General features: G+C 28.0%; 27 protein-coding genes. 23 read left to right on the top strand and 4 right to left on the bottom strand.

From position 1 onward, the window contains the following. Positions 1 to 70: 70 nt before the first annotated feature. Both ADFLV_RS04455 and ADFLV_RS04460 read left to right on the top strand, forming a co-directional pair. On the top strand, positions 71 to 3,322 hold the full coding sequence (locus ADFLV_RS04455) for a beta strand repeat-containing protein (RefSeq protein WP_129010939.1): 3,252 nt from the start codon (positions 71 to 73) through the stop codon (positions 3,320 to 3,322). Then, positions 3,276 to 3,983, top strand: coding sequence for a hypothetical protein (locus ADFLV_RS04460; RefSeq protein ID WP_129010938.1), 708 nt, complete (start codon positions 3,276 to 3,278; stop codon positions 3,981 to 3,983). The genes ADFLV_RS04455 and ADFLV_RS04460 overlap by 47 nt, the downstream gene beginning before the upstream one ends. Before the next feature lie 91 nt (positions 3,984 to 4,074). Here ADFLV_RS04460 and ADFLV_RS04465 read toward each other — a convergent pair whose 3' ends face one another. Then, the gene (locus ADFLV_RS04465) at positions 4,075 to 4,461 is read right to left on the bottom strand and encodes a class II SORL domain-containing protein (protein ID WP_128986812.1); all 387 of its coding nucleotides are present in this window, start codon (positions 4,459 to 4,461) and stop codon (positions 4,075 to 4,077) included. A gap of 145 nt (positions 4,462 to 4,606) precedes the next feature. On the opposite strand from ADFLV_RS04465, the gene ADFLV_RS04470 reads away from it, so the two are divergent. The 3 genes from ADFLV_RS04470 (at position 4,607) to ADFLV_RS04480 (ending at position 6,941) form a co-directional block, all read left to right on the top strand. Continuing rightward, positions 4,607 to 5,428, top strand: coding sequence for a thiamine-phosphate kinase (locus ADFLV_RS04470; RefSeq protein ID WP_129010937.1), 822 nt, complete (start codon positions 4,607 to 4,609; stop codon positions 5,426 to 5,428). Between the two features lie 21 nt (positions 5,429 to 5,449). Beyond that, positions 5,450 to 6,514: a tRNA pseudouridine(13) synthase TruD gene (gene truD / locus ADFLV_RS04475; protein WP_129010936.1), complete on the top strand. Its 1,065-nt coding sequence runs from the start codon at positions 5,450 to 5,452 to the stop codon at positions 6,512 to 6,514. Positions 6,515 to 6,587: 73 nt separating this feature from the next. Next, positions 6,588 to 6,941 carry a hypothetical protein gene (locus ADFLV_RS04480; protein ID WP_129010935.1) on the top strand — a complete coding sequence of 118 codons (354 nt, stop codon included), beginning with the start codon at positions 6,588 to 6,590 and terminating at the stop codon, positions 6,939 to 6,941. A 41-nt stretch (positions 6,942 to 6,982) separates the two neighbouring features. Here the strand turns inward: ADFLV_RS04480 and ADFLV_RS04485 are convergent, their stop codons facing one another. After that, positions 6,983 to 9,088, bottom strand: a complete 2,106-nt coding sequence (locus ADFLV_RS04485) for a TonB-dependent siderophore receptor (RefSeq protein ID WP_129010934.1) — start codon at positions 9,086 to 9,088, stop codon at positions 6,983 to 6,985. A 176-nt stretch (positions 9,089 to 9,264) separates the two neighbouring features. Beyond that, positions 9,265 to 11,451 (bottom strand): methyl-accepting chemotaxis protein, encoded by a 2,187-nt coding sequence (locus tag ADFLV_RS04490; protein ID WP_014473675.1) that lies wholly within the window; start codon positions 11,449 to 11,451, stop codon positions 9,265 to 9,267. 95 nt (positions 11,452 to 11,546) lie between these two features. Between ADFLV_RS04490 and ruvA the strand changes: the two genes are divergently transcribed. The 6 genes from ruvA to ADFLV_RS04520 are packed head-to-tail and all read left to right on the top strand — an operon-like array spanning position 11,547 to position 17,069. Beyond that, complete coding sequence (gene ruvA, locus ADFLV_RS04495; protein ID WP_014473676.1) at positions 11,547 to 12,110, top strand: Holliday junction branch migration protein RuvA; 564 nt, start codon at positions 11,547 to 11,549, stop codon at positions 12,108 to 12,110. A gap of 28 nt (positions 12,111 to 12,138) precedes the next feature. Continuing rightward, positions 12,139 to 13,179 carry a D-alanine--D-alanine ligase gene (locus ADFLV_RS04500; protein ID WP_129010933.1) on the top strand — a complete coding sequence of 347 codons (1,041 nt, stop codon included), beginning with the start codon at positions 12,139 to 12,141 and terminating at the stop codon, positions 13,177 to 13,179. A gap of 3 nt (positions 13,180 to 13,182) precedes the next feature. After that, positions 13,183 to 13,902 carry an alpha/beta fold hydrolase gene (locus tag ADFLV_RS04505; RefSeq protein WP_129010932.1) on the top strand — a complete coding sequence of 240 codons (720 nt, stop codon included), beginning with the start codon at positions 13,183 to 13,185 and terminating at the stop codon, positions 13,900 to 13,902. Then, positions 13,889 to 15,325, top strand: a complete 1,437-nt coding sequence (locus ADFLV_RS04510) for a Mur ligase family protein (RefSeq protein ID WP_129010931.1) — start codon at positions 13,889 to 13,891, stop codon at positions 15,323 to 15,325. The genes ADFLV_RS04505 and ADFLV_RS04510 overlap by 14 nt, the downstream gene beginning before the upstream one ends. Before the next feature lie 18 nt (positions 15,326 to 15,343). After that, positions 15,344 to 15,832 carry an HIT family protein gene (locus ADFLV_RS04515; RefSeq protein WP_129010930.1) on the top strand — a complete coding sequence of 163 codons (489 nt, stop codon included), beginning with the start codon at positions 15,344 to 15,346 and terminating at the stop codon, positions 15,830 to 15,832. A gap of 19 nt (positions 15,833 to 15,851) precedes the next feature. After that, entirely contained in the window at positions 15,852 to 17,069 is a 1,218-nt protein-coding gene (locus tag ADFLV_RS04520) for an ABC transporter permease (RefSeq protein WP_129010929.1), read from the top strand. Between the two features lie 23 nt (positions 17,070 to 17,092). Here the strand turns inward: ADFLV_RS04520 and ADFLV_RS04525 are convergent, their stop codons facing one another. Further along, entirely contained in the window at positions 17,093 to 18,343 is a 1,251-nt protein-coding gene (locus tag ADFLV_RS04525; protein WP_129010928.1) for an NAD(P)/FAD-dependent oxidoreductase, read from the bottom strand. Between the two features lie 329 nt (positions 18,344 to 18,672). On the opposite strand from ADFLV_RS04525, the gene rpsJ reads away from it, so the two are divergent. Genes rpsJ through rplN form a run of 12 tightly spaced genes read left to right on the top strand, consistent with a single transcriptional unit; the run spans position 18,673 to position 23,870 of the window. Then, complete coding sequence (rpsJ, locus tag ADFLV_RS04530; RefSeq protein ID WP_014473685.1) at positions 18,673 to 18,987, top strand: 30S ribosomal protein S10; 315 nt, start codon at positions 18,673 to 18,675, stop codon at positions 18,985 to 18,987. Between the two features lie 18 nt (positions 18,988 to 19,005). Beyond that, the gene (gene rplC, locus ADFLV_RS04535; RefSeq protein ID WP_014473686.1) at positions 19,006 to 19,581 is read left to right on the top strand and encodes a 50S ribosomal protein L3; all 576 of its coding nucleotides are present in this window, start codon (positions 19,006 to 19,008) and stop codon (positions 19,579 to 19,581) included. Beyond that, positions 19,578 to 20,189, top strand: a complete 612-nt coding sequence (gene rplD / locus ADFLV_RS04540; RefSeq protein ID WP_014473687.1) for a 50S ribosomal protein L4 — start codon at positions 19,578 to 19,580, stop codon at positions 20,187 to 20,189. Before rplC ends, rplD begins: the two co-directional genes overlap by 4 nt. 1 nt (position 20,190) lies before the next feature. Beyond that, complete coding sequence (locus tag ADFLV_RS04545) at positions 20,191 to 20,472, top strand: 50S ribosomal protein L23 (protein WP_014473688.1); 282 nt, start codon at positions 20,191 to 20,193, stop codon at positions 20,470 to 20,472. A gap of 10 nt (positions 20,473 to 20,482) precedes the next feature. Next, on the top strand, positions 20,483 to 21,310 hold the full coding sequence (gene rplB / locus ADFLV_RS04550) for a 50S ribosomal protein L2 (protein ID WP_014473689.1): 828 nt from the start codon (positions 20,483 to 20,485) through the stop codon (positions 21,308 to 21,310). A 9-nt stretch (positions 21,311 to 21,319) separates the two neighbouring features. After that, entirely contained in the window at positions 21,320 to 21,595 is a 276-nt protein-coding gene (gene rpsS, locus ADFLV_RS04555; RefSeq protein WP_014473690.1) for a 30S ribosomal protein S19, read from the top strand. A gap of 2 nt (positions 21,596 to 21,597) precedes the next feature. Then, positions 21,598 to 21,930, top strand: coding sequence for a 50S ribosomal protein L22 (gene rplV / locus ADFLV_RS04560; protein WP_014473691.1), 333 nt, complete (start codon positions 21,598 to 21,600; stop codon positions 21,928 to 21,930). After that, positions 21,930 to 22,634: a 30S ribosomal protein S3 gene (gene rpsC / locus ADFLV_RS04565; protein WP_014473692.1), complete on the top strand. Its 705-nt coding sequence runs from the start codon at positions 21,930 to 21,932 to the stop codon at positions 22,632 to 22,634. Before rplV ends, rpsC begins: the two co-directional genes overlap by 1 nt. A 2-nt stretch (positions 22,635 to 22,636) precedes the next feature. Continuing rightward, on the top strand, positions 22,637 to 23,062 hold the full coding sequence (gene rplP / locus ADFLV_RS04570; protein WP_014473693.1) for a 50S ribosomal protein L16: 426 nt from the start codon (positions 22,637 to 22,639) through the stop codon (positions 23,060 to 23,062). Then, on the top strand, positions 23,049 to 23,240 hold the full coding sequence (gene rpmC, locus ADFLV_RS04575) for a 50S ribosomal protein L29 (RefSeq protein ID WP_014473694.1): 192 nt from the start codon (positions 23,049 to 23,051) through the stop codon (positions 23,238 to 23,240). The genes rplP and rpmC overlap by 14 nt, the downstream gene beginning before the upstream one ends. A 10-nt stretch (positions 23,241 to 23,250) precedes the next feature. After that, positions 23,251 to 23,502 carry a 30S ribosomal protein S17 gene (gene rpsQ / locus ADFLV_RS04580; RefSeq protein ID WP_014473695.1) on the top strand — a complete coding sequence of 84 codons (252 nt, stop codon included), beginning with the start codon at positions 23,251 to 23,253 and terminating at the stop codon, positions 23,500 to 23,502. After that, positions 23,502 to 23,870 (top strand): 50S ribosomal protein L14, encoded by a 369-nt coding sequence (rplN, locus tag ADFLV_RS04585; protein ID WP_014473696.1) that lies wholly within the window; start codon positions 23,502 to 23,504, stop codon positions 23,868 to 23,870. Before rpsQ ends, rplN begins: the two co-directional genes overlap by 1 nt. The last annotated feature ends 1 nt before the right edge of the window (position 23,871 follow it).

Consider the following 23,871-nt stretch of genomic DNA (forward strand, 5'->3'; position numbering starts at 1 on the left):
CACCAAAGTACAATATACATAGTTTAAAAAAAATTATATACTAGGATAAATAATTTGTAAGGAGTATATTATGGCTGGAGAAATTGGAAAAATCATATCTTTAAATGGATCTTTTTTTATAAAACATCCAAATGGAAGTGTAAGTACTGCAAAAGTAAATGATATCTTAAATGATGGCGATATTATAATTGGTAGTTCTTCAAATACTAATTCAAATATGCTTAAAGTTTTACTTTCTGATAATTCTGGTGATATACAAGTTGTTGGAAATAATGAACAACTTTTTGATGTAACTTTATTATCAGGTGAATTACCTGAAGATACTGTAGTTCAAAATAATGAAGTTAGTGATTTATTGGAGCAATCAACAAAAAATATTCAAGAAAATCCTGCACAAACTGATGAGCAAGCAACCCTTACTTTAGATCAAATTGAGAAATTAGATGCAGCAGCAGCTGGAGAAGATCAGACAACTACTGATCCTGTAGGAATTATCCCTCTAAGATTGGAAGATAGAACAGCTGGTGAAACAAATATTACAACAGATTTAAGAGATGCTGTATCTACTACAACTATAGTAGATGATACAGTTGCTACAAATAATACAATTTTAGTAGATGCAACATTAACGTTAACAGATACAACTATTCTTGAAGGAAATGAAAATGCAACAGTATCTGCTAGTTTAGATCAAACACCAAGAACTACTTTAATAGTAACATTATCAAATGGTGCAACAATTACATTTGGAACAGATTATGTCCCTGGAACATTAGTAGAATCAACTTCATTTCCAATTCAAGGTGATGATGTATACATTGATGCTGAAGCATATACTGTGAGTGGAACATCTTATGTTGGAGGTGGATTTAATAGTATTGTAGGATATCCATCAACAGTAACTATTAGTGATACAAATGATACAGTAACAGCAACATTAACATCTTCTTTAGCAACAGGAAGTAATGAAGATGCAGGATCAATCACATATACAATAACGTTAACAAATGTAGATGGATTACCAGTAGCTCCAACAGCAGTAGCAGGAGAGACATTTAGCTTTACATTAAATGATGGAACAGAAGTAAGTGTAGTAGTACCACAAAATGGAACAACAGGATCAACTACGTTAAACTGGTCAGCAAGTGCTTCAGACTTTACAGCATTAGCAGATGCAGATGTATTTAGTGATACAACAACAGTTAGCTTGAATGGAATAATAACATCAACAAATAATAGTGGATATGAAAACTTAGTAACAGCAGGAACAAGTAGTCATACAGTAGTAGATACAAATGATACAGTAACAGCAACATTAACATCTTCTTTAGCAACAGGAAGTAATGAAGATGCAGGATCAATCACATATACAATAACGTTAACAAATGCAGATGGATTACCAGTAGCTCCAACAGCAGTAGCAGGAGAGACATTTAGCTTTACATTAAATGATGGAACAGAAGTAAGTGTAGTAGTACCACAAAATGGAACAACAGGATCAACTACGTTAAACTGGTCAGCAAGTGCTTCAGACTTTATATCATTAGCAGATGCAGATGTATTTAGTGATACAACAACAGTTAGCTTGAATGGAACAATAACATCAACAAATAATAGTGGATATGAAAACTTAGTAACAGCAGGAACAAGTAGTCATACAGTAGTAGATAGTGAGGATACAGTAACAGTAACATTAACATCTTCTTTAGCAACAGGAAGTAATGAAGATGCAGGATCAATCACATATACAATAACGTTAACAAATGCAGATGGATTACCAGTAGCTCCAACAGCAGTAGCAGGAGAGACATTTAGTTTTACATTAAATGATGGAACAGAAGTAAGTGTAGTAGTACCACAAAATGGAACAACAGGATCAACTACGTTAAACTGGTCAGCAAGTGCTTCAGACTTTATATCATTAGCAGATGCAGATGTATTTAGTGATACAACAACAGTTAGCTTGAATGGAACAATAACATCAACAAATAATAGTGGATATGAAAACTTAGTAACAGCAGGAACAAGTAGTCATACAGTAGTAGATAGTGAGGATACAACAATATTAAAAGTAAATGAATCATTAAACAGTGATGGTTCTTATACATATACAGCTGTAGTTTCAAATGCTCCTGATACAGGAAATAATTTAGTTATAACTTTAGATAATGGTAAAACAATAATTTTGGATAGTTCTGTTATTACAGCAAGTGTAAATAGTGATACTCAGGCTTTATCAGTAACTTCAGTAACAGGTGGAAATTATGAAGATTTAAAAGTTGTCTATGGATTCGGTCAAGATATAATCATGAAAATTGCTGCAAATAATTCATTAGATGATGTTGATACAAATACTTCATATTTTGATTCAGATACTATAAATACTGAAATTGCACTTTCTTCTATAAAATTAACGCCACAAGTGGATGTAAATGGATATGCAATAAATATTAATGGAGATAGAATAACATCAACAGATAATATTGGTACATCACAAGAAACAACATATTATATAAAATATGATAATTCAAATCCAGATAATATAACTGCATATAGAGTTAGTTCATCAGGTACAGAATATACTTCCCAAGTTGTATTTACAATTTCTTCTGATACAACAAATGAAAACTATTCAATAACTTTAGGTACATATCCTTTAGATGGTGCAGCGTATACAATGCAAAATATTTTTGAATCATCATCAACTTCATATAATGGAGGAAATGAATTAAGTTTATTATTTAATGTTAATGATTTGTATGTTTTAGCATCTGCTACAAGTGATACAGGTGTTGCTGGAAGTGGAAATAATGCGTATCAAGTAAATTATTCTACAGGTAATGGATTAGGTGTTGATGATGCTGGAACAATAGGTACAGATGAAAAATTATATTTAAATTTTACGAATAGTACAATGAGTAGTAATCTATTATTGGGTGGAAATGGTAATGATACAGATGGTAATGATAATACAATAACAGATTCTGTAGATAATAGAACTTATGCTCAAAATAATGAACAATATTTGACAAATGCTATTTTTTCATTACAAAAATGGCAAAGTGGAGATCAAGCTATATGGCAAGCATTTAATGGTACAGTATTAATTGCAGAAGGAACAAAAGATTATGTAGCAAATGATTCAACATTGGCTGTTTCATCAGAAGTTTCTAATATAAATATCACAACAAGTGGAATTACTTGGAGTATGTATGACAATGTATTAACTAATGATAGTGGCAGTGCACAAACAGCTGATGTAAGTTATACGATTAATGAAGGAACGACCATTAAGTACGACTATTACATTAGATGCAGGTGAAAGTTTTAATTTTAATGCATTTAATGAAATTCAGTTTACAGCTGGATCTGGGGATTATAGTTTATCTTCCATGAGTGCATCAAATACTGAAAGTATTCCTCCTGAAAATCAAGTAATAAATGTAGGTATAGACACATATATTAATGGTACAGAACATTCTAGTGGTGTAATGCAAATTACATTTGATGGAGATGGAGCAATAGTTGGTACATCTGAAAGTGAAGTTATTGATTATACAGATGTAACATCAATTGATGGAGGAGATGGAATAGATACTCTTGTTCTAAGCGGTAATGAATCAATTGATTTTTCTTCAATCCCAGATAATTCAATTGTAAGTATAGAACACATTGATCTAACAGCAGATGGAGCACAATCAGTTAGTAAATTGACATTATCAGATGTAGTAGATTTAGTTCCTAATATATCAGGTATTACAGATACAGCTACAAATATTTCATCAAGTGACCACTTATTAAAAATTACAGGAGATGGAGAAGATAGTGTAAGTTTATTGAATACAACAGACAGTTGGACAAAAGCATCTTCTACATATACAGATGTAGATAGTATAGTATATGATGTATTTTCAAATAATGAAGATTCAAGTTATAAAGTTTTGATTCAACAAAACGTTCAAGATACAATTACAAATTCATAAAAATAAGAAAAGTAGATTTTCTACTTTCTTATAAAGAAAAAAAGGTAAAAGATAGAAATCTCTTACCTTTTTAATAAAAACATTATTCTAATTACTCAGTAACTTCAACAGTTACAGGTGTACCTTCCCAGATACCATGTTTTGTACAGTAACCGTGAGCAACTAAATTTAATTTTGAACCAGTTGGGATGATTGTAAATGTAGTTGTATTATGTGCTTTTACATTTCCTAATGTTCCTGGTACATAAGTAGCTTTTGCTAATAATGTTTCACCATTAAATAAAGAAACAGATTCGATGTAGTGATCAAAATCATCTGGATGAGTGTATTCGTTACCCATTTTAACAGTAACTTCAAATGGTTCACCTTTTTTTGCAGTTGAAGCACAGTGAATAAATGGACTGTGTCTATCAATTAAATCTTTTTTTGCTTCTCTTTCAACAGTATCAATATCAACATATTTGTTAATTTTTGGCATAGTATCTCCTAATAAAATTATTTTAAAAAGGGCATTATACTATAAATTTTATAAAATAAAGAGGATAGAATTTATCCTCTTTGTTAAATTTGATAAAAATTTATTTTTATCAAGTATATTTTACACATCTTTGATATAATTGCGTATGAATAAAGAAGAGTATTTTATAAATCAATTTTCAAATAAAAAAATTATTGGTGATGATGGTGCTTTTATTGATGGATTTGTTTATTCAATGGATGCTTTTTTTGAAAATGTACATTTCAAAAAAGAATGGATGAATTTAAAACAAATTGCTTATAAATCAATGATTGTAAATATTTCAGATGCCATAGTAATGAATGCAAAACCAATTTATGCACTTTTGAGTGTAGCTATTCCTAAAACATATTCTGAAAAAGATTTAATAGATTTATCAAAAGGTTTTAAAAAAGCTGCAAAAGAGTTTGGAATAGAGATAATTGGCGGAGATACAATATCAAATGAAAAACTTGATATAAGTGTGACTATTATTTCTAAAACATCAAATCCTATTTATAGAAATGGAGTTAAAAAAGGCGATTTACTCTGTTATACGGGAACTTTGGGATTATCAAAAGCTGATTTAGAAAAACTTTTAAAAAATAAAGAGATTTCTAAAAAATCAAAATTTATTAAACCTGTTTTAAATCCAGATTTTTTTTATGAAATTTCTCCTTATATAACTGCTTCAATGGATATTTCAGATGGATTATTTTTTGAATTAGAAAGATTATCAAAAGCTAGTAATGTAGGGTTTGAGTTTTTTTATAATATTGATGAAGAGATAGGAACTTCTGGAGAAGAGTATGAAATACTTTTTTCATTTAATGAAAAAAATTTAGAAAAAATAAAAAAAATAGCTCTAAAACATAAAATAAAATTAAATATATTTGCAAAAGCTATTAAAGGCAAATATAGAACAGATTGTAAAAATCACCATTTTTAAAAGATAATAAGGAAAAATATATTGGAACAATTACAAAGATATTTAAATCACTCAAAAATAGATGTTGTATTTAAACAAAATAAAGATGATTTTGTGGTTACTGAAATACCACTTTATGAATTTTCAGGTGAGGGCGAGCATTTAGTTTTAAAGATTAGAAAAAAAGATTTAGCAACTTGGGATGCTATAGAAATTTTAGCTAATTATTTAGGTTGTAGCACGAGAGAGTTTGGATATGCAGGGCTTAAAGATAAAAATGCGATGACAATTCAATCTATTTCAATTCATAGAAAATTTGAAGAAGCTTTAAAATCTTTTGAACATGAAAACATAAAAATACTTGAAACAACTTATCATAATAATAAAATAAAAGTAGGGCATTTAAAAGGTAATAAATTTTTTATTAGATTAAAAAGAGTTGGTCTTGTTGAAAAAAGAAAAATAGAAGAAGCTTTAGCTCAAATAGCAACTTATGGAATTCCAAACTATTTTGGTTTTCAAAGATTTGGAGTAGAAGGTGACAATTATAAAAAAGGTAAAGATATAATTGATGGAAAATTAAAAGAAAAAAGAAGAAACTTGAAACAAATGTATATCAATGCTTATCAAAGTTATCTTTTTAATAATTGGCTTTCAAAAAGAATTGAAATATCAAAACTAATTGATGCTTTTGAACCAAAAGAGATTTATCAAAAATTGAATCTTCCAGTTGAAATTGTAAAAAGAATGAAAAAACAAAAACATCCTTTTAAATTAATAACTGGTGATTTATTGTCTCATTATCCTTTTGGAAAGATTTTTACTATTGAAGATTTAGAAACAGAATCAGATAAATTTTATGAAAGAGATAGGGTTCCAACAGGTCTTTTAAGTGGAAATAGAGTTAAAACTTCAATCGATTTAGCTTATGAAATTGAAAAAGAATTTGAAGAAAAAACAGGTGAAGATGGAGCAAGAAGATTTGCTTGGATTTTTCCAGAAGAAATAGGGAGTAATTATAAAGAAGACAAAAATTGGATGGAATTACAATTTTACCTTCCAAAAGGTTCTTATGCAACTGAAGTAATAGCAGAAATAATTCATTAATAATAAAATCTAGTAAAAATTATTAAGTAAAAATAAGTTAAACTCTTCATACTTAAAATAGCAAGGGAAATAAATGAAATATGAAGAGTTGATTTCACAATTGTGTGAAGTGATAAAAGAATCAGAAAATAATGCACAATCAATTTATGAGAATACTGAAGATATAGATAATATCATAAATGATTTAGAAATTCCTTCACATAAGAAAAGTAAAATCCAAAATATTGTTTCAAATATTTATGGGTTATTACAAAATCAAGATTTACATAGACAAAAGATAGAAAGAGTAGTTAATTTTGTTTGTGAAAATAATAATATTGATAAAAGTAAATATAATTTAGCTCCTAGTGCAAAGAATATTGATGCTTCTGATGATACTTTATCACCAGATGAATTAGAAGAATTAATAAAACAAATGCAAGCTTAAACTAAATTCTTTAGTATATTGTCAAAAACAATATACTAAGTTTAGAAAATGTATTTATATGTTAAAAATCCATTTCTTGGTGCACCATAAATCATTCCATCACTTCCAATACCTTCGTAATATTTTTTATCAAATATATTATTTATATTTAATTGAATTTTTGAATTTTTATCTACATCATAAGCTAATAAGGCATTTGTTAGAATGTAACTTTTTTGTTCTATTAGGCTTTTCCCTTCTCCTGTGTAAAATCTACTTTTATAATTTAATCCAGCACCTATTTTAAAATCTCCTATTTTATAAGTAGTAAATAAATTGGATGTAGTTCTTGATGACTTCGTAGAATATTTTTCACCTTGTGCATTTTCAGCTGAAAAATTTGAGATACCATATTTTATATTTAATTTATCAGTAATATTCCCTGCTAAAATAAAATCAAAACCTTTACTCTCAACACCTTTTGCTGCTCTATAAGCTTGGGTAGAAGTTCCAGGGATATAAACTCCATCTATTGATTCTGCAACATTATCTTGTAGAATTTTAAATAAAGAAAATGAAGAATTTAATTTTCCATCAAAATATTCTCCTTTAATTCCCGTTTCATAGTTTTTACCTACAATAGGATCTAAATAGTTATCATTAATATCTCTTTGGGATTGAGGTTGAAAAATATCAGTATAACTTACATAAATAGAGTGTTGTTCATTTATATTATAAACAATACCAGCATATGGAGTTAGTTCATCTCTAAATGTTCTTGATTTATATCTTGGATCTTCATTTATTAGAGTATATTTTGATAATCTTGCACCTAATATCAGCTTTAAATTTTCTAACAGTGAGATTTTCTGATTTATATAAAAGGCTGTTTGAGTTGTATGATTTAGTGGTCTATATATTATCTCTGAATTTTTTGGGTATATTTCTTCAATGTAATAATTATAAAAATTTGGAATACTAATTTCATCCCAATCATTTAAATATGCTACTTTGTTTTTTAAAGTTGCATATTTATTGTATGAATATCCTAAAATAAATTCTTGATCCAAATTAGCAATAGTAAATGGAATTTTTGAATTTAAATCAAAACTTTCATCACTTACTCTTGATTCTCCTTCATAAGCTTTTGCAGACATTCCACTTCCATCAGTAGTATCTAATTGTCCCATAAACCATAACAATTTAGACTCTTTTTCTTTATTAGCAAAACTATAATTTGCATTTAATGAAATTTTATCTGTAATATATTGTTCTACATTTGTGAAAAAAGATGTAGTTTGAGTATTTGTATAAGTCCAATCTTCTGTAACAGATTGAGAACGATTAAAATCTATTCTATTATTATTTATATCAAATGCAGGAAGTCCTCCCCAAGCTACACCATTTTTATCTAATTTTTCAAAAGACCCACCAACTGAAAAATATGTTGTGTCTGTTAAATCAACATCAATTATTCCATATAATAAATTTTTTTCTTTTTCATATTTATTCATAAAAGAGTCTTCTTCTTGATGTTTTACGATAATTCTTCCTCTTATATTTCCTTTTTCATTTAATGCAGATGAAACATCAATCATTGATAAATAATTATCCCAAGAACCTGCACTTAAAGTTAAATCACCTTTAAATTCTTTACTATTTGCATGTTTTCTAATATAGTTTAAACTAATTGCAGGATTACCAGAACCAGTTGTTAAGCCATTTGCACCTCTTACTATTTCAATACGGTCAAACATTGCTAAATCTAAATCACTTGAAGATGAAAAACCATATTGAGTCATACCATCAATTTTGAAATAATCTATTGCAAAACCTCTTGATGTTGGACTAATACTTTCATCAACTCTATTAAGTGTAATTCCAGGAATCTCTTCTAATAATTTTTGATTTGTAGTAATATTCTTATCTTTTAATTCTTGTGTTGTCACAACACTTACAGATTGTGGAGTATCTTTTATTGATAAATCAAGTTTTGTTGATGTATTCATAGAACCAGTTGTATAAGAGTTTGTTCCTTCTGTTGTATTAAATAATTTATTTTCATAAATAAATATTTGTTCTAATTTTTCTTCAGAATGAAGATGGTTATTTAAAGTAATTATTGCGCATAATGAGAGCAAAAGAGGATTTTTTATATTTCTTTTCATATTATTCCTAAATGAATTGAATTAATAATGAATAAGTGAACATAATGTAGAAATTATAGTAATCAAAATTAAATCAAGCAATTGTAAGTTTTTTTTGTAAGATGAAATATTATTTTTTAACTGTTAATTAAGTGTTAAGTTAGGAATATAGGTAAAATAAAAGAAGTTAACTTCTTTTATTTTTTACAAGCTTCTCTTTTTACATTATTTAAATTACCAAAGATTCGTAATGCATCCATTTCAACATCTTTAGCTTTTTTATTTAGTTCTTCATTTTTTTCTTTATTTGAGTTTGCATCTACAAGTTCTTGAAGATTTTTATGGAATTTTATATTTAATTCTTCTATATTTTTCATTATTTCCATATCAATTCTTTTTCCTGAATTTACATGCTTTTCACACCAATCTTTTAAGCTTTGATTTTCTTCTATTTTAAAGGCTTTATAATCACCTAACTTCCCATAAACACTATCTTTTGTATTTAGTAAATCTACTTTTAGTAAAGCTGTATCATAAACTAGATCTACATCACAAACTTTATCTAATGAATCTTTTAAGAAATTAGCTCTTGCAGCAGCTGTAACAAGAGAGTTTGACATTAATGCTATATTTGATGCCATTGTCGATATTTGATCTGCAACTTGTGCATTTTTTTGTGTTGCTTGATCTAACATATTTATTGCATCATTTATTTGAACAATTCCTCTTTCTTGCTCTTTTGAAGCGTTTGCTACTTTATCAATAGTTACAATTGTATTTGAAATATTTTCATTTAATTCTTTATAACCATTTATCATATTATCAGAAATTTCTTTCCCTTCTTTTGCTTTTTTACTTGCAAGTTCTACTATATTTTTTATTTCACGTGCAGCTTCTGCACTTCTATTTGCTAGATTTCGCACTTCTTGTGCAACAACTGCAAATCCTTTTCCTGCTTCGCCAGCAGTTGCTGCTTCAACTGCTGCATTAAGTGAAAGAATATTTGTTTGGAATGCAATTTGATCAATTACTTCTATTGCTTCATTTATTGAACTTACTTCTACATTTATATCATCCATTGATTTTGCTGTTAAATTAGCTAATTCTTGACCATTTTTTGCAGAATGTGTAACATTTTGTGCAAGTTTTGACATATCTGTTGTTGCTTGAGTATTTGCTTGAATTGTCGCTGTTATTTCTTCTAACGCTGCAGCTGTTTCTTCCAAAGATGCTGCTTGTTGATTTGAAGATGTTGATAAATTATTTGATGCACCAGATAATATTTTTGTATTTTCATTTAATGAATTTCCAGTATTCATAACCATTGCTAAAATTTCTGAAGTATTATTCCCTACAAGTTTAATCCCAGAAGTTAGGGAACCTAAATTACCATAAATTCCATCATCATTTATTACAAAATCATATTTTGATTCAGAATAATATCTCAAAGCTTCATTTATTTTACCAACTGTTTCATTTGTTTTTAAAATCATTGAATTTAATTTATTTTTTAAATCTTCAACATGAGGGTTAGAAGCTTTCCCATTAACTTTATAAACGAAGAATCCATTTGCCGTTTTTTCTAATACATCACTCGCTTCTTCAATTACTTTTTCATCTTGTTTTAAGCCAGCTCGCACTTTATCCATGTAAGCATTAAATAAATTAGCAACTTCACCTATTTCATCTTTTGATTCTACATTTAAAGTAATGTTTGTATCGTTTGAATTTAATAAATTTTCAAATCCATCTTTTAATTTTCCTATTGGATTTGTCGCTTTTTTTACTATAAAAAATATCAATGCTATTGTTATAATTGCAAGAAGAATAGAAATAAATGCTATCCCAGTAACTAAACTTTTAATTTTTTTATCTGCTTCATCTAAAGAAAAAGTTAAATCCATTACTCCTATTACATCACCTTCATTTTGATTTGCATGACACATTAAACATTCACTTGTTGCAATCATTGGTTTTACCATTCTTAATGTATGTCCATTTTTGTCATCCGTTTGTAATAATAAAGGTTTTTTTGATTCAAAAGTACTAAGTATTGTTTCATCTGTTGTATAAGCTTCATTTGAAGGATAAAGTTCCATTAAAGATTTACTTTTAGCAACAGTTAAATTTCGTACACCTTTTATTTGTCTTGCATCTTCTTCAGCTTTTGCAATTTGAACAGGATCTCCTGTATTCATAGCATTTCTTAGACTTTGAAACATTGCTGCATTTAGCATTTCCAAGTTTTCTTTTGTTTTTACTATAGAATCTTCTGTTACTTTTGAGGTAGTAACAAATATAATTGTTAAGCTACTTAAAGACATTAATATAAATAATGCTACGATAATTTTATTACTTATCTTTTTTGTTATTATTTCTAACATCTCTCTTGCCTTTTTGTTTAAGTGTAATTATTATATAATGAAATTTATTTATTAAATATTAAATGGAAAATTTTATTAAACAAAGAGTAAAAATAATGATTGTAGGGCTTGTAGGAAAAATAACAAAGAAAGAACCGACGTTATTAAACATTAATGTAAATGGAATTATTTATGAAGTATTTGTATCAATTAATTGTAGTTCAAAAATTATTTCAGATGATGTGAAATTAGAAATAACTCACATAATAAGAGAAGATTCTCAGTCTTTATATGGTTTTTTAGATTCAAATGAAAAAAAACTTTTTGATACAGTTATTAAAATAAATGGAGTTGGTCCAAAAGTTGCACTTGCAATTTGCTCCACTTTCACACCAACATCATTTGCTCAAATCGTAAATGAAAATGATGTCTCAATGTTGAAAAGAGTTCCTGGAATTGGACCTAAAGGTGCTAGTCGAATTTTAGTAGAATTATCTGGATTTATTGTAGATTCTAATGACAGTGATGACAGTTCTAGTTTATCTTCATCATTTGAAGCGGCTCTTGCTTTAGAATCTCTAGGATTTAAAAAAGATATTGTAACTAAAATTTTAAAAACTTGTGTTAGCTCAAATACGAGTGATTTAGTAAAAGAAGCATTAAAAAAATTACAAAAATAAAAAAATATATTTATAAAAAAGGAATATAATGAAAGTAGCTATAGTTTTTGGTGGTGTTAGTTTCGAACATGAAATTTCAATTGTAAGTGCAATTGCAATGAAAGATGTTTTAAAAGAAGAATTAATTTATCTTTTTTTAGATCCTTCAAGAAATATGTATCATATCCCCACTAATATTATAAAATCAAAGCTATTTAGTTCAGGTGATTATAAAAAATTTGAAAAAGTTTATTTTCAAAAAGGTGGATTTTATAAAAAAGGTGGATTTCTTTCAAAAGATAAAGAAGTTGATTTTGATGTCGTTTTAAACCTTTCTCACGGTGGAGATGGTGAAGATGGTATTTTATCATCAGTATTAGATTTTTATGATATTCCTTTTATTGCTCCAAGAACAGAAGCTTGTGTTATAAGTTCAAATAAATTTTTAACAAAAGGTTATGCTTCAAGTGTAGAAGTAAATACTTTAGATTACAAATATTATACAAAAGGTGAAATTGTTTGTGTAGATTCTTTTCCTGTAATATTAAAGCCAGTTAAATTAGGAAGTTCAATAGGTGTTTCTATTGTTAAATCGCAAGAAGAGTTAGAATACGCACTTGATGTGGCTTATGAATTTGATAATGCAGTTATAATTGAACCATTTATTAGTGGTGTAAAAGAATATAACTTAGCTGGAACAAAAGTAAATGGGGAATTTAGATTTTCAATTATTGAAGAACCACAAAAAGCTGAGTTTTTAGATTTTGATAAGAAATATTTAGATTTTTCAAGAACTTCAAAAGCAAAAGAGGTTGATTTAGGTGAAAAATTAAATACACAGATAAAAGAATCATTTAAAAGACTTTATAATACATTATTTGAAGGTTCAATTATCAGATGTGATTTTTTTGTTGTAGATGATAAAGTATATTTAAATGAAATAAATTCTATACCTGGATCTATGGCAAATTATTTATTTGAAGATTTTGCAAATTTATTTGAAGAAGTTGCAAATAATTTACCTCAGAAAAAGCACATTCCAATAACTTATGAATATGTAAATAAAATACACGCAAGTAAGGGAAAATAAACTTTGGCAACAAAAAGTTTAACTATTAATAACAAATTTTTTGAAATTTCATATGAAATTGTAAATCCAACTGCAACTAAAGATATGGTTTTTTTACATGGTTGGGGTTCCAATAAAGATATTATGAAAAATGTATTTTCTTCTTATTTGAAAAATTTTAGACATATTTATATAGATTTTCCAGGTTTTGGAAAAAGTAAAAATGAATATGTTTTAAATACAAATGATTATGCAAATATTACAAATGAGTTTTTAAAACTTTTAAACTCATCAAAAGATGTGATAGTTGGTCATTCTTATGGTGGGAAAATTGCTACATTACTTAATCCAAAGAATCTTGTACTTTTAAGTAGTGCAGGGATTTTAGAAGAAAAACCATTTGATGTGAAAATTAAAATATTTTTTGCAAAAGTGTTAAATTTTTTAGGATTAAAAAATTTAACAAAAAGATTTCGAAGTAAAGATGTAAATACAATGAGTGAAAATATGTATGCCACATTTAAAAATGTTGTAAACGAAGATTTATCATCAAGTTTTTCAAATTTTTCAAATAATGCTTTGATTTTTTGGGGTGAAAAAGATAGTGCTACTTCATTGGAATCAGGTAAAAAAATAGCAAATTTAATAAAAAAATCAACATTTATATCATATGATGGTGATCACTTCTTCTTTGCTAAAAATGCAAAAGATATTACAACGAGAATCGAAAATGGAATATGTTAATATAATTACACACATAATATTGATTATGGCATTAGGTTGGTATTTAATTACTAATTTACAATGGTATAACTATAAGTTAGAAAGAGTTGTTTTTAAACATCATAAATGGCAATGGCACATAACATATTTTTTATCACCAATAGTTTTATTTTATATTATTCCTGAGCCTTATTTTGCAATTTACTTTTTTATTGTTTACATGACAAGTTTTGTTTTATGGAATAAAAAACTAGATAGACCAGTAGTTTTAACAGCTCGTGTAAAAAGATTTTTAGCTATTTTACTTTTTTCAACTTTTGCAATAACAGCACTTTGTTTATCAAATGAAAATTGTACAAATATGTTTGTTTTTACTCCACTAATTTTGACTTATGCAATTTCAACTATTATGGAAAAAATATTCTTTATTTCATTTAAACACAAAGGGAAACAAAGACTTCAAAGTATAGCGGGTTTACGAACAATAGCTATAACAGCTTCATTTGGAAAAACATCAATTAAAAATTATTTATACCATATTTTAAAAAATAAATTTAAGGTTTACAAAACTCCAAGAAGTGTAAATACAATAGCTGGAATAGTTCTTGATGTAAATAGAGATGTTCCACTTGATACACAAATATATATAGCAGAAGCAGGAGCTAGAGTAAAAGGTGATATTGAAGAAATTACAATGTTTTTAGAACCTCAAATCTGTATTATTGGAAGTGTTGGAGAACAGCATATTGAGTATTTTAAAACCTTGGATAATATAATACATACAAAAATGGAACTTTTAAAATCTCCAAAAATGAAAAGAGGATTTGTTCATGAATCTGTTCCAATAAAAGATTACCCAACTATTACAAAATTCCCAAATAATTTGCATATTACAAAAAGTAATTTAGATGGAATATGGTTTGATGTTGAAGTTGCTGGAAATATTGAACATTTTCATGCTCCAATTTTAGGAAGTTTTAATGCAATAAATTTAACAGCAGTGATTTTGGTATCTCATTATTTAGGAATGACAATTCCAGAAATTAAAGTTGCACTTACAACTTTACCTCAAGTTGAGCATAGACTTCAAAAGATTGAAGCAAATGGAAAAGTAATAATAGATGATTCATTTAATGGGAATTTAGAAGGAATGCTTGAAGCCATAAATATTTGTTCAAATCATAAAGGAAGAAAAGTAATAATAACTCCAGGACTTGTAGAATCTACAGATGAAGCAAATATTCTTTTGGCAAAAGCAATAAATGATACTTTTGATTTTGTTATTTTAACAGGAAGTTTAAATACACATTTATTTATAGCAAATATTGATAAAGAAAAAGTTCATATTTTAAAAGATAAAGCTCAAATGGAAGTAACATTAGCTAAAACTACAAGAGTTGGTGATTTGATTTTATTTGCAAATGATGCACCAAATTTTATATAGATAAAAATAGGAAATTATATGGAACATTTATATGCACCTTGGCGATATGATTATGTAAGTGAAGAAAAAATTGAAGGTTGTGTTTTTTGTCATATAGGAAAAAATTTAGAGGATGAAAAATTACAAGTTTTATTTAGTGATGAATATTGTTACGTTGTAATGAATAAATTTCCATATAGTCCAGGGCATATGATGGTTATTCCTTTTTTTCATACTGATAAAATTGAAGAATTAGATGAAAATACTTGGCAAGCTATGAGTAAAAGAGTAAGACAAGGTGTTAAACTTTTAAAAGAAATTATGCCATGTGAAGGTGTAAATATTGGGATGAATTTAGGAAAAGCAGCAGGTGCTGGAATCGAACAACATGTTCATTATCATATGTTACCAAGATGGCTTGGTGATACAAATTTTATAAGTTCTATTGGAGGAATAAGAGTTTATCCTGCTTCTTTTGAAGAAATTTTTAATAAACTTAAATTAAATGCTCCTAAATATTTTTTATAAAAATAACTTAGGATCATTCATGAAAAATTTTATTAAAAGTTTTTATACAAATAATTTTATCTATAAAGGTAAAGAAAAGTTATCTAAACTTACAATTTTAGCTCTTATTATTTTAGATATATTTGTACTAAGTACACTTTTCCAAGGAATAGATTTTCAAACTAAAGTTATAAATAATCCAAATACAAAATTCCCTTATGATTGTCAAGATGTTATAACTTATAGTTCTAGTATGGATGATTTTAATAGTTATCTATATAATAACTATAATTATGATTCAAAATACCAAAACATCAAAGATTTAGAAGTAGATGAAAGATGTAATACAATATTTGATAAAGTTGAATTGATTAAAAATAAAATTGATATTAAAAACTTAAAAAAACAAAATGAAGAACTAAATAATAAATCTTATAATTTAAGCAATCAGTTAACATATTTAAAAGATAACTACAATACTATTTTATTTGAAAAAATGAGTGAACAAGAGATCGATAAATCAATCATAAAAGGTGAAGTCTCAGCAGAAAATATAAAAGAAAAATATGAATTATTAACAAAAGAGTTAGAATCAATTGATAAAGAAAAAGAAAAATTATCAAATGAATTTAAAGAAGAAAATTTAGTAAAAGATTTGATAAGTTATTTAGCTTTAAATAAAGATACAATTTTAATTGATATTGAAAAAGCACAAAAGTTTTATTCTATAAAATATGAATTAGTAATATTATTATTTTTAATTCCTTTAGTAGCTATTTTCTTTTATTTAATGAAAAGATATCTTCATAAAGATAAATATATTTTGTATATTATTTTTAAAAATATTTTAATAGTAACTTTAATACCAACTTTTATCTCATTTTTTAGTTTGATAAATATTTTTATTCCTAAAATATTTCTTGAAAAAGTATTGATGTTTTTTTATAGTTTAGAAATACCTTTTATAGTTTATTATTTAGCTATTGCAATTGCTGTTTTGATATTTATTTTTATAATAATAAAAATACAAAAAAAATTTAAAGAAGATAATGAAAAATTAAAAAATAACAATATATCAATAATAGATGCCTATAATAAGAATATTTGTATAAAATGTGGAAATAGGGTAGATTTTACTCTTATGAATTACTGTCCTTGTTGTCAAAATCAACTAAAAATAGAGTGCAAAAGTTGTCATGCAAATACTATAAAAGGTTTGGATTATTGCTCTAATTGCGGTTCAAATATAGAAAAATAAATGTAGGAAATAACCTACATTTATTAATATTTTCCTTGATAAAAACCAGAAAATAAAAGAATATCATCACTATTTTTATTCTCTAAATCATTTACAATAAAATCTTTTAATATAGAAGCTAGTGCTGGACCAAAAGTCATTCCTAGCCAACCTAATCCCATACCATAAATCAAGTTTTTATATTTTTCATCTCTTCCAATAAGTGGCATATCATTAGGTGTTAAAGGTCTAAATCCAGTCCACTCAATAATATCTTCCATGATAAAAGGAACAGTATATTTTTTGAAATTTTCTTTTATACTCTCAATTTGTTTTTTTACTATTTGATGATTTGTTGAACCAATCTCTAATTTTGATGTAATTCTTACATCATCACGTCTTGGTGTCATAACAATAAATAAATCAGAAAATAGTGTAGAGGTAACTGGTTGCAATTCTTTAGGCATTTTAAAAGTGATACTATATCCTTTTGCAGGCGTCATCATAAGATTTTGATTTACTTTATCTGCTAAATGTGTCTGATGACCTGTTGACATTATATATGTATCTGCTTCATAAGTATTTAGAGCTGAACTAATAGATTCAATTTTTGAATCAGAATATTTGATATGTGAAATTCTTTCATTTAAAATAAATTCAGCACCGTTTTCTTTTAAATATCTTTTTAATTCTAACATTGTTCTTTTTGGGTCAAAGTGAGTATTTCTTTTAAAATGAATAGCACCTTTCGCATCATTTGTAATACAAGGTATAAATTCTTTTATTTTGTTTTTTTCAATAATTTCAAAAACATCATCATTTTTTATTGCATAATCAAGTAATTTTTTATCATAACTTTTTTGTTCCGTAAAAACAGATAACATACCCTTTCTATGAAAATCTAAATCTAAACCATCAATATTTTGCATCTTTTCATAAGCATCATTTGATATATGCCCATATTTTTCAAATAAAGCTAAAGTTCGTTTTAGTCTATCTTTATTAGCACTGTTTACAAATTTCCATAACCATTTATATATTTTTGTATCTAAAGTAGGATGTATATTTACAGGTGATTCACCTTTTATCATAAGTTTTAATGTATTAAAAACAATCCCTGGATTTGCAAGTGGTCCTTTATCAAATGCAGATAATAAACCAGCATTTCCAAAAGAGGTTGAATCTGTTATATCACTTTCATCTATAATTGTAACTTTTCTACCTGCTTTAAGAAGTTCGTATGCAGTTGTTAAACCCATAATCCCTGCACCAATTATTATAATATCTCGTTTCATTTATCAACTCCTTATTGAAGAAAAACTAAAAAATAATATACAATATTTATTCCTAAAAACAATAGTATTTGAGTTTAAAAAAAATAGTATTCTATATTTGTTAATAAAAGTAAAAGAAAAATTAGTAGAAAAACAATTTCTTAAAGAAAACTTACTATAGTACGATTAATAGTAATATTATCCTTTTTAAAAGGAAATAAAATTAGTAAAATTATTTATAAAGCCCCGTAATACTTGACATTTAACTACAATTAAGTTATAATCCGCGTCCACTAAATGTGGTTAGGGTGTTTTTTTACACATCTAACGAGTTCTTTAAAGGAAAATTAATGGAAAAAATCAGATTAAAGCTTAAAGCTTATGATCATAGAGTTTTAGACAGAAGTGTTGCTTCAATTGTTGAAGCTGTTAAAAGAACTGGTGCTGATTTGAGAGGTCCAATCCCTCTTCCTACAAAAATCAGAAGATATACAGTTATTAAAGGTCCTCACGTAAATAAGGATTCAAGAGAGCAATTTGAAATCAGAGTTCATTCAAGAATTATTGATATTATTGCTGCAACTCCTGATACTGTAGATTCGCTAATGAAACTTGACTTAGCTCCTGAAGTTGATGTTGAAGTTAGATCTATGGGTCAAGAATAAAAGAAAGGGTAATACAAGATGGAATTTATAGTTCAAAAAATCGGTATGAGTAGAACAGTTTCTGTTCCTAGTACAGCTGTTACACTTTTAAAAGTTCTTGATACTAAAGTATGTGAAGTATCTGAAGGTGTAGCACTAGTTTCTTATAGCAATGGTAAAAAATTTAACAAAGCTATTGAAGGTCAACAAAAAAAGTTCAACTTATCTAAAGAGTTTAACAGATTTGCAACAATTACTGTAGCAAATGGTGAAGCTGGTGATTTAGATGTTTCTGGATTAGGTGAAGCTAAATTAGTAAAATCAACTTTTAAAACTAAAGGTAGAGGTTTCTCTGGTGCAGTTAAAAGATGGAATTTTGCTGGTGGTAGAGCATCTCATGGTCACAGAATGGGTAAAAGAGTTGGTTCAATCGGTAACTGCGAATGGCCAGGTAGAGTTCAGCCAGGTAAAAAAATGCCAGGGCAATACGGAAATACAAATGTATCTGTAAAAAATGAAGTTATTTCATTTGATGCTGAGACAGGAATTTTAGTTCTTAAAGGTTCAGTATCTGGTGCAAATGGTTCATTAGGAAAAGTAAAGGTTGCTAAATGAGCAAAGCTATAGTATTAAACGAAAAATTTGAAAATAATGGTGAAGTAGTTTTACCAGCAAGTTATGAAGAGATTAACTCTCACAACTTATATTTATATGTAAAATCATATTTAGCAGCATTAAGATCAAATACAGCAAGAGCTAAAACAAGAGCAGAAGTAAGCGGTGGTGGTAAAAAACCTAAAGCTCAAAAAGGTTCTGGTGCAGCTAGATGGGGTTCAAAAAGATCTCCTTTATTCGTTGGTGGGGGACAAGCATTTGGACCTACTAAAAGAAACTATAACCAAAAAGTTAATAAAAAACAAAAAGCTTTAGCATTAAAATATGCTATTAATGCACAAGCTAACAATGGTTCGTTATTTGTTGTTGATTCTTTAAAAATTGAGTCAGGTAAAACAAAAGAGGCAGTTGCAGTTTTAAATAAACTAAATAAAAGAGATACATTAATAGTATGCGATGTTATTGATGAAAAAACATATTTAGCATTTAGAAATATTAAAAACTGTTATATGGTTGAAAAGCAAGAAGTTAACGCTTATATAATTGCTACATACCATTCAGTATTAATTGAAAAATCAGTGCTTGATGCATTAACAAAAGAGGCTTAAGATGGCAGATATTACAGATATTAAAGCAATATTATATACAGAAAAAACAATTGAGCTTCAAGAAAATGGTGTAATCGTTGTTCAAACTAGTCCAAGAATGACTAAAAGCGGTTTAAAAGAAGTATTTAAAGAATATTTTGGTGTTACTCCATCAAAAGTTAATTCTTTAAGACAAGATGGTAAAGTAAAAAGATTTAAAGGAAAATTAGGTAAAAGACCTGATTTCAAAAAATTCTATGTAACATTACCAGAGGGCGCAGCTATTGCGAACCTATCAGCTTAAGGAGTAGAAAATGGCAATTAAAAAATTTAGACCAATAACTCCTGCAAGAAGATTCATGTCTGTTATGGATAGTTCTGATATTACTTCTAAACCAACAGTTAAATCTTTACTTGTAAGAGTAAAAGCAGCAGCTGGTAGAAATAATAACGGTAGAATTACATCTAGACACAAAGAAGCAGGTGCTAAAAAATTATATAGAATTATTGATTTCAAAAGAAATAAATTCGGTGTTGAGGGTACAGTATCTACTATAGAATACGATCCATACAGAAACTGTAGAATTTGTTTAGTTACATATTTGGATGGGGATAAAAGATATATTATTCAACCTTCTGGATTAAAAGTTGGTGATAAAGTTCAAGCTTCTGAATCAGGTCTTGATATTTTACCAGGTAATGCAATGAATTTAATTAATATTCCTGTTGGAACAATGGTTCATAATATCGAAATGAAACCAGGAAAAGGTGGTCAAATCGCTAGATCTGCTGGTGGATATGCTCAAATTATGGGTAGAGAAGATAAATATGTAATCATGAGATTACCATCTGGTGAAATGAGAAAAATTCTTGGTGTTTGTATGGCTACAATTGGTGTAGTTGGAAATGAAGATTTCACAAATATGGTTGTTGGTAAAGCTGGTAGAAGTAGATACCTTGGTATTAGACCTCAAACTAGAGGATCTGCAATGAACCCTATTGATCACCCACACGGTGGAGGGGAAGGTAAAACTAACTCTGGTAGACATCCTGTTACTCCATGGGGTATGCCAACTAAAGGTTATAAAACTAGAAAGAAAAAAGCTAGTGACAAACTAATCATTTCAAAAAGAAAGAAGTAAGGGTTTAAGATGGCAAGATCGATAAAAAAAGGTCCATTCGTAGACGCACACCTAATGAAAAAAGTTATTAGTGCAAATAGTGCTAATGATAAAAAACCAATCAAAACTTGGTCAAGAAGATCAACTGTATTACCAGATATGATTGGATTAACTTTCAATGTGCACAATGGAAGAAATTTCGTTCCTGTAAATATTACAGAGAACCACGTTGGATATAAATTAGGTGAATTTGCACCAACTAGAACATTTAAGGGCCATAAAGGTTCTGTTCAAAGAAAGGCATAAGAATGGCTAAAGCAATATTAAAATTTATTAGACTTTCTCCAATCAAAGCAAGATTAATTGCAAGAGAAGTTCAAGGAATGAATGCAGAGTATGCAATTGCATCTTTACAATTTACTCCAAATAAAGCTGCTGGAATTATTTCTAAAGTTATAGCATCTGCTGTTGCAAATGCAGGTTTAGATCCAGTTGATGCAGTTATCACATCAGCTAGAGTTGATAAAGGTCCAGTTCTTAAGAGATTTACTCCAAGAGCAAGAGGTTCAGCTTCACCAAAGCACAAACCAACTGCACATATTATGATTGAAGTAGCTGCTGCAACTAAAGGAGATAAGTAATGGGTCAAAAAGTTAATCCAATTGGACTAAGATTAGGTATTAATAGAAATTGGGAATCAAGATGGTTTCCTAAATTTGAAACTATGCCAGCAAATGTTGCAGAAGATGACAAAATCAGAAAGTATGTTAAAAAAGAATTATACTATGCTGGAATTGCTCAAACTATTGTTGAAAGAACAGCGAAAAAAGTTAGAGTTACAGTTGTTGCAGCAAGACCTGGTATTATCATTGGTAAAAAAGGTGCAGATGTTGAAAAACTAAAAAATGCACTTTCAAAATTAGTTGGTAAAGAAATTGCTGTTAACATCAAAGAAGAAAGAAAACCACAAATCTCTGCTCAATTATCTGCTGAGAACGTTGCTCAACAATTAGAAAGAAGAGTTGCATTCAGAAGAGCTATGAAAAGAGTTATGCAAAATGCATTAAAAGGTGGAGCAAAAGGTATTAAAGTATCTGTTTCTGGAAGACTTGGTGGAGCTGAAATGGCAAGAACTGAGTGGTATTTAGAAGGTAGAGTTCCATTACATACTTTAAGAGCAAGAATCGATTATGGTTTTGCTGAAGCTCATACAACTTATGGTTGTATTGGTATTAAAGTTTGGATTTTCAAAGGTGAAGTATTAGCTAAAGGTATTCCAACTGAAAAAGCTGAAGAATCAACTTCTAAACCTAAAAGAAGACCAACTAAGAAAAGAGGTAAATAATTATGTTAATGCCTAAAAGAACTAAGTTCAGAAAAATGATGAAAGGCCGAAATAGAGGTATGGCTCATAGAGGAAACTCTTTAGCATACGGAGATATCGGTATCAAAGCAGTTGAACACGGTAGAATCGATTCAAGACAAATTGAAGCGTCAAGAATTGCAATGACAAGAAAAGTAAAAAGACAAGCAAAAGTTTGGATTATGGTATTCCCTGATAAACCACTTACTGCTAAACCATTAGAAACAAGAATGGGTAAAGGTAAAGGTTCTGTTGATAAATGGGTTATGAACATTAAGCCTGGAAGAATTTGTTTTGAAATGGCTGGAGTATCTGAAGAATTAGCGAGAGAAGCTTTAACTTTAGCAATGCATAAGCTACCATTTAAAACTAAAATTGTAACAAGAGATAGCGAAAATGAACTATACTGATTTAAAAGACAAAAACTTGAATGAACTTCAAGTATTATTAAAAGAGAAAAAGGTGCTTCTTTTTGAATTAAAAGCTAAGCTAAAAACAATGCAGTTAACAAATACTTCTGAATTAAGAGTTGCTAAAAAAGACATCGCTAAAATTCAAACAGCTATAACTGCTGCAAAAGCTAACTAAGGATCTAAGTATGACACATAAAAGAGAGATTCAAGGTGTAGTGGTAAAAAAATCAGGTGATAAAACTGCTTCTATTTTAGTTACAAGATCAGTTTTACATCCAAAATATCACAAAACTGTAAAGAGATTTAAAAAATATTTAGTTCACGATGAAAAAAATGAATTAAATGTTGGTGATAGTGTTATCGCTGTTGAGTGTAGACCATTGTCAAAGACTAAATCTTTTAGATTAAAGACGATAGTAGCTACAGGAGTTAAATAATGATTCAAAGTTTTACAAGATTAAACGTAGCTGACAACACAGGTGCTAAAGAGATTATGTGTATCAAAGTTTTAGGTGGGTCTAAAAGAAGATATGCAACTGTTGGTGATGTTATTGTTGCTTCAGTTAAAAAAGCTTTACCAACTGGAAAAATTAAAAAAGGTCAAGTTGTAAAAGCTGTTGTTGTTAGAACTCATAAAGAAGTTCATAGAGAAAATGGTTCATTAATTAGATTTGATGATAATGCAGCGGTTATTCTAGATGCAAAAAGAGAGCCAGTTGGAACAAGAATCTTTGGACCAGTTGCTAGGGAAGTAAGATATTCAGGTTTCATGAAAATCGTTTCACTTGCACCGGAGGTATTATAAT

This window comes from Arcobacter defluvii, assembly GCF_013201725.1.
GTDB lineage: Bacteria > Campylobacterota > Campylobacteria > Campylobacterales > Arcobacteraceae > Aliarcobacter > Aliarcobacter defluvii.

Coding starts and splice junctions, on each gene's coding strand:
- ADFLV_RS04500 (WP_129010933.1), top strand. CDS start 12,139: ATGAAAGTAGCTATAGTTTTTGGTGGTGTTAGTTTCGAACATGAAATT.
- ADFLV_RS04525 (WP_129010928.1), bottom strand. CDS start 18,343: ATGAAACGAGATATTATAATAATTGGTGCAGGGATTATGGGTTTAACA.
- rplN (WP_014473696.1), top strand. CDS start 23,502: ATGATTCAAAGTTTTACAAGATTAAACGTAGCTGACAACACAGGTGCT.
- rpmC (WP_014473694.1), top strand. CDS start 23,049: ATGAACTATACTGATTTAAAAGACAAAAACTTGAATGAACTTCAAGTA.
- rpsJ (WP_014473685.1), top strand. CDS start 18,673: ATGGAAAAAATCAGATTAAAGCTTAAAGCTTATGATCATAGAGTTTTA.
- rplC (WP_014473686.1), top strand. CDS start 19,006: ATGGAATTTATAGTTCAAAAAATCGGTATGAGTAGAACAGTTTCTGTT.
- ADFLV_RS04455 (WP_129010939.1), top strand. CDS start 71: ATGGCTGGAGAAATTGGAAAAATCATATCTTTAAATGGATCTTTTTTT.
- ADFLV_RS04460 (WP_129010938.1), top strand. CDS start 3,276: ATGAAGGAACGACCATTAAGTACGACTATTACATTAGATGCAGGTGAA.
- rpsC (WP_014473692.1), top strand. CDS start 21,930: ATGGGTCAAAAAGTTAATCCAATTGGACTAAGATTAGGTATTAATAGA.
- ruvA (WP_014473676.1), top strand. CDS start 11,547: ATGATTGTAGGGCTTGTAGGAAAAATAACAAAGAAAGAACCGACGTTA.
- ADFLV_RS04510 (WP_129010931.1), top strand. CDS start 13,889: ATGGAATATGTTAATATAATTACACACATAATATTGATTATGGCATTA.
- rpsQ (WP_014473695.1), top strand. CDS start 23,251: ATGACACATAAAAGAGAGATTCAAGGTGTAGTGGTAAAAAAATCAGGT.
- rpsS (WP_014473690.1), top strand. CDS start 21,320: ATGGCAAGATCGATAAAAAAAGGTCCATTCGTAGACGCACACCTAATG.
- ADFLV_RS04470 (WP_129010937.1), top strand. CDS start 4,607: ATGAATAAAGAAGAGTATTTTATAAATCAATTTTCAAATAAAAAAATT.
- ADFLV_RS04485 (WP_129010934.1), bottom strand. CDS start 9,088: ATGAAAAGAAATATAAAAAATCCTCTTTTGCTCTCATTATGCGCAATA.
- rplP (WP_014473693.1), top strand. CDS start 22,637: ATGTTAATGCCTAAAAGAACTAAGTTCAGAAAAATGATGAAAGGCCGA.
- ADFLV_RS04520 (WP_129010929.1), top strand. CDS start 15,852: ATGAAAAATTTTATTAAAAGTTTTTATACAAATAATTTTATCTATAAA.
- ADFLV_RS04465 (WP_128986812.1), bottom strand. CDS start 4,461: ATGCCAAAAATTAACAAATATGTTGATATTGATACTGTTGAAAGAGAA.
- ADFLV_RS04480 (WP_129010935.1), top strand. CDS start 6,588: ATGAAATATGAAGAGTTGATTTCACAATTGTGTGAAGTGATAAAAGAA.
- ADFLV_RS04545 (WP_014473688.1), top strand. CDS start 20,191: ATGGCAGATATTACAGATATTAAAGCAATATTATATACAGAAAAAACA.
- ADFLV_RS04515 (WP_129010930.1), top strand. CDS start 15,344: ATGGAACATTTATATGCACCTTGGCGATATGATTATGTAAGTGAAGAA.
- rplV (WP_014473691.1), top strand. CDS start 21,598: ATGGCTAAAGCAATATTAAAATTTATTAGACTTTCTCCAATCAAAGCA.
- ADFLV_RS04490 (WP_014473675.1), bottom strand. CDS start 11,451: ATGTTAGAAATAATAACAAAAAAGATAAGTAATAAAATTATCGTAGCA.
- rplB (WP_014473689.1), top strand. CDS start 20,483: ATGGCAATTAAAAAATTTAGACCAATAACTCCTGCAAGAAGATTCATG.
- rplD (WP_014473687.1), top strand. CDS start 19,578: ATGAGCAAAGCTATAGTATTAAACGAAAAATTTGAAAATAATGGTGAA.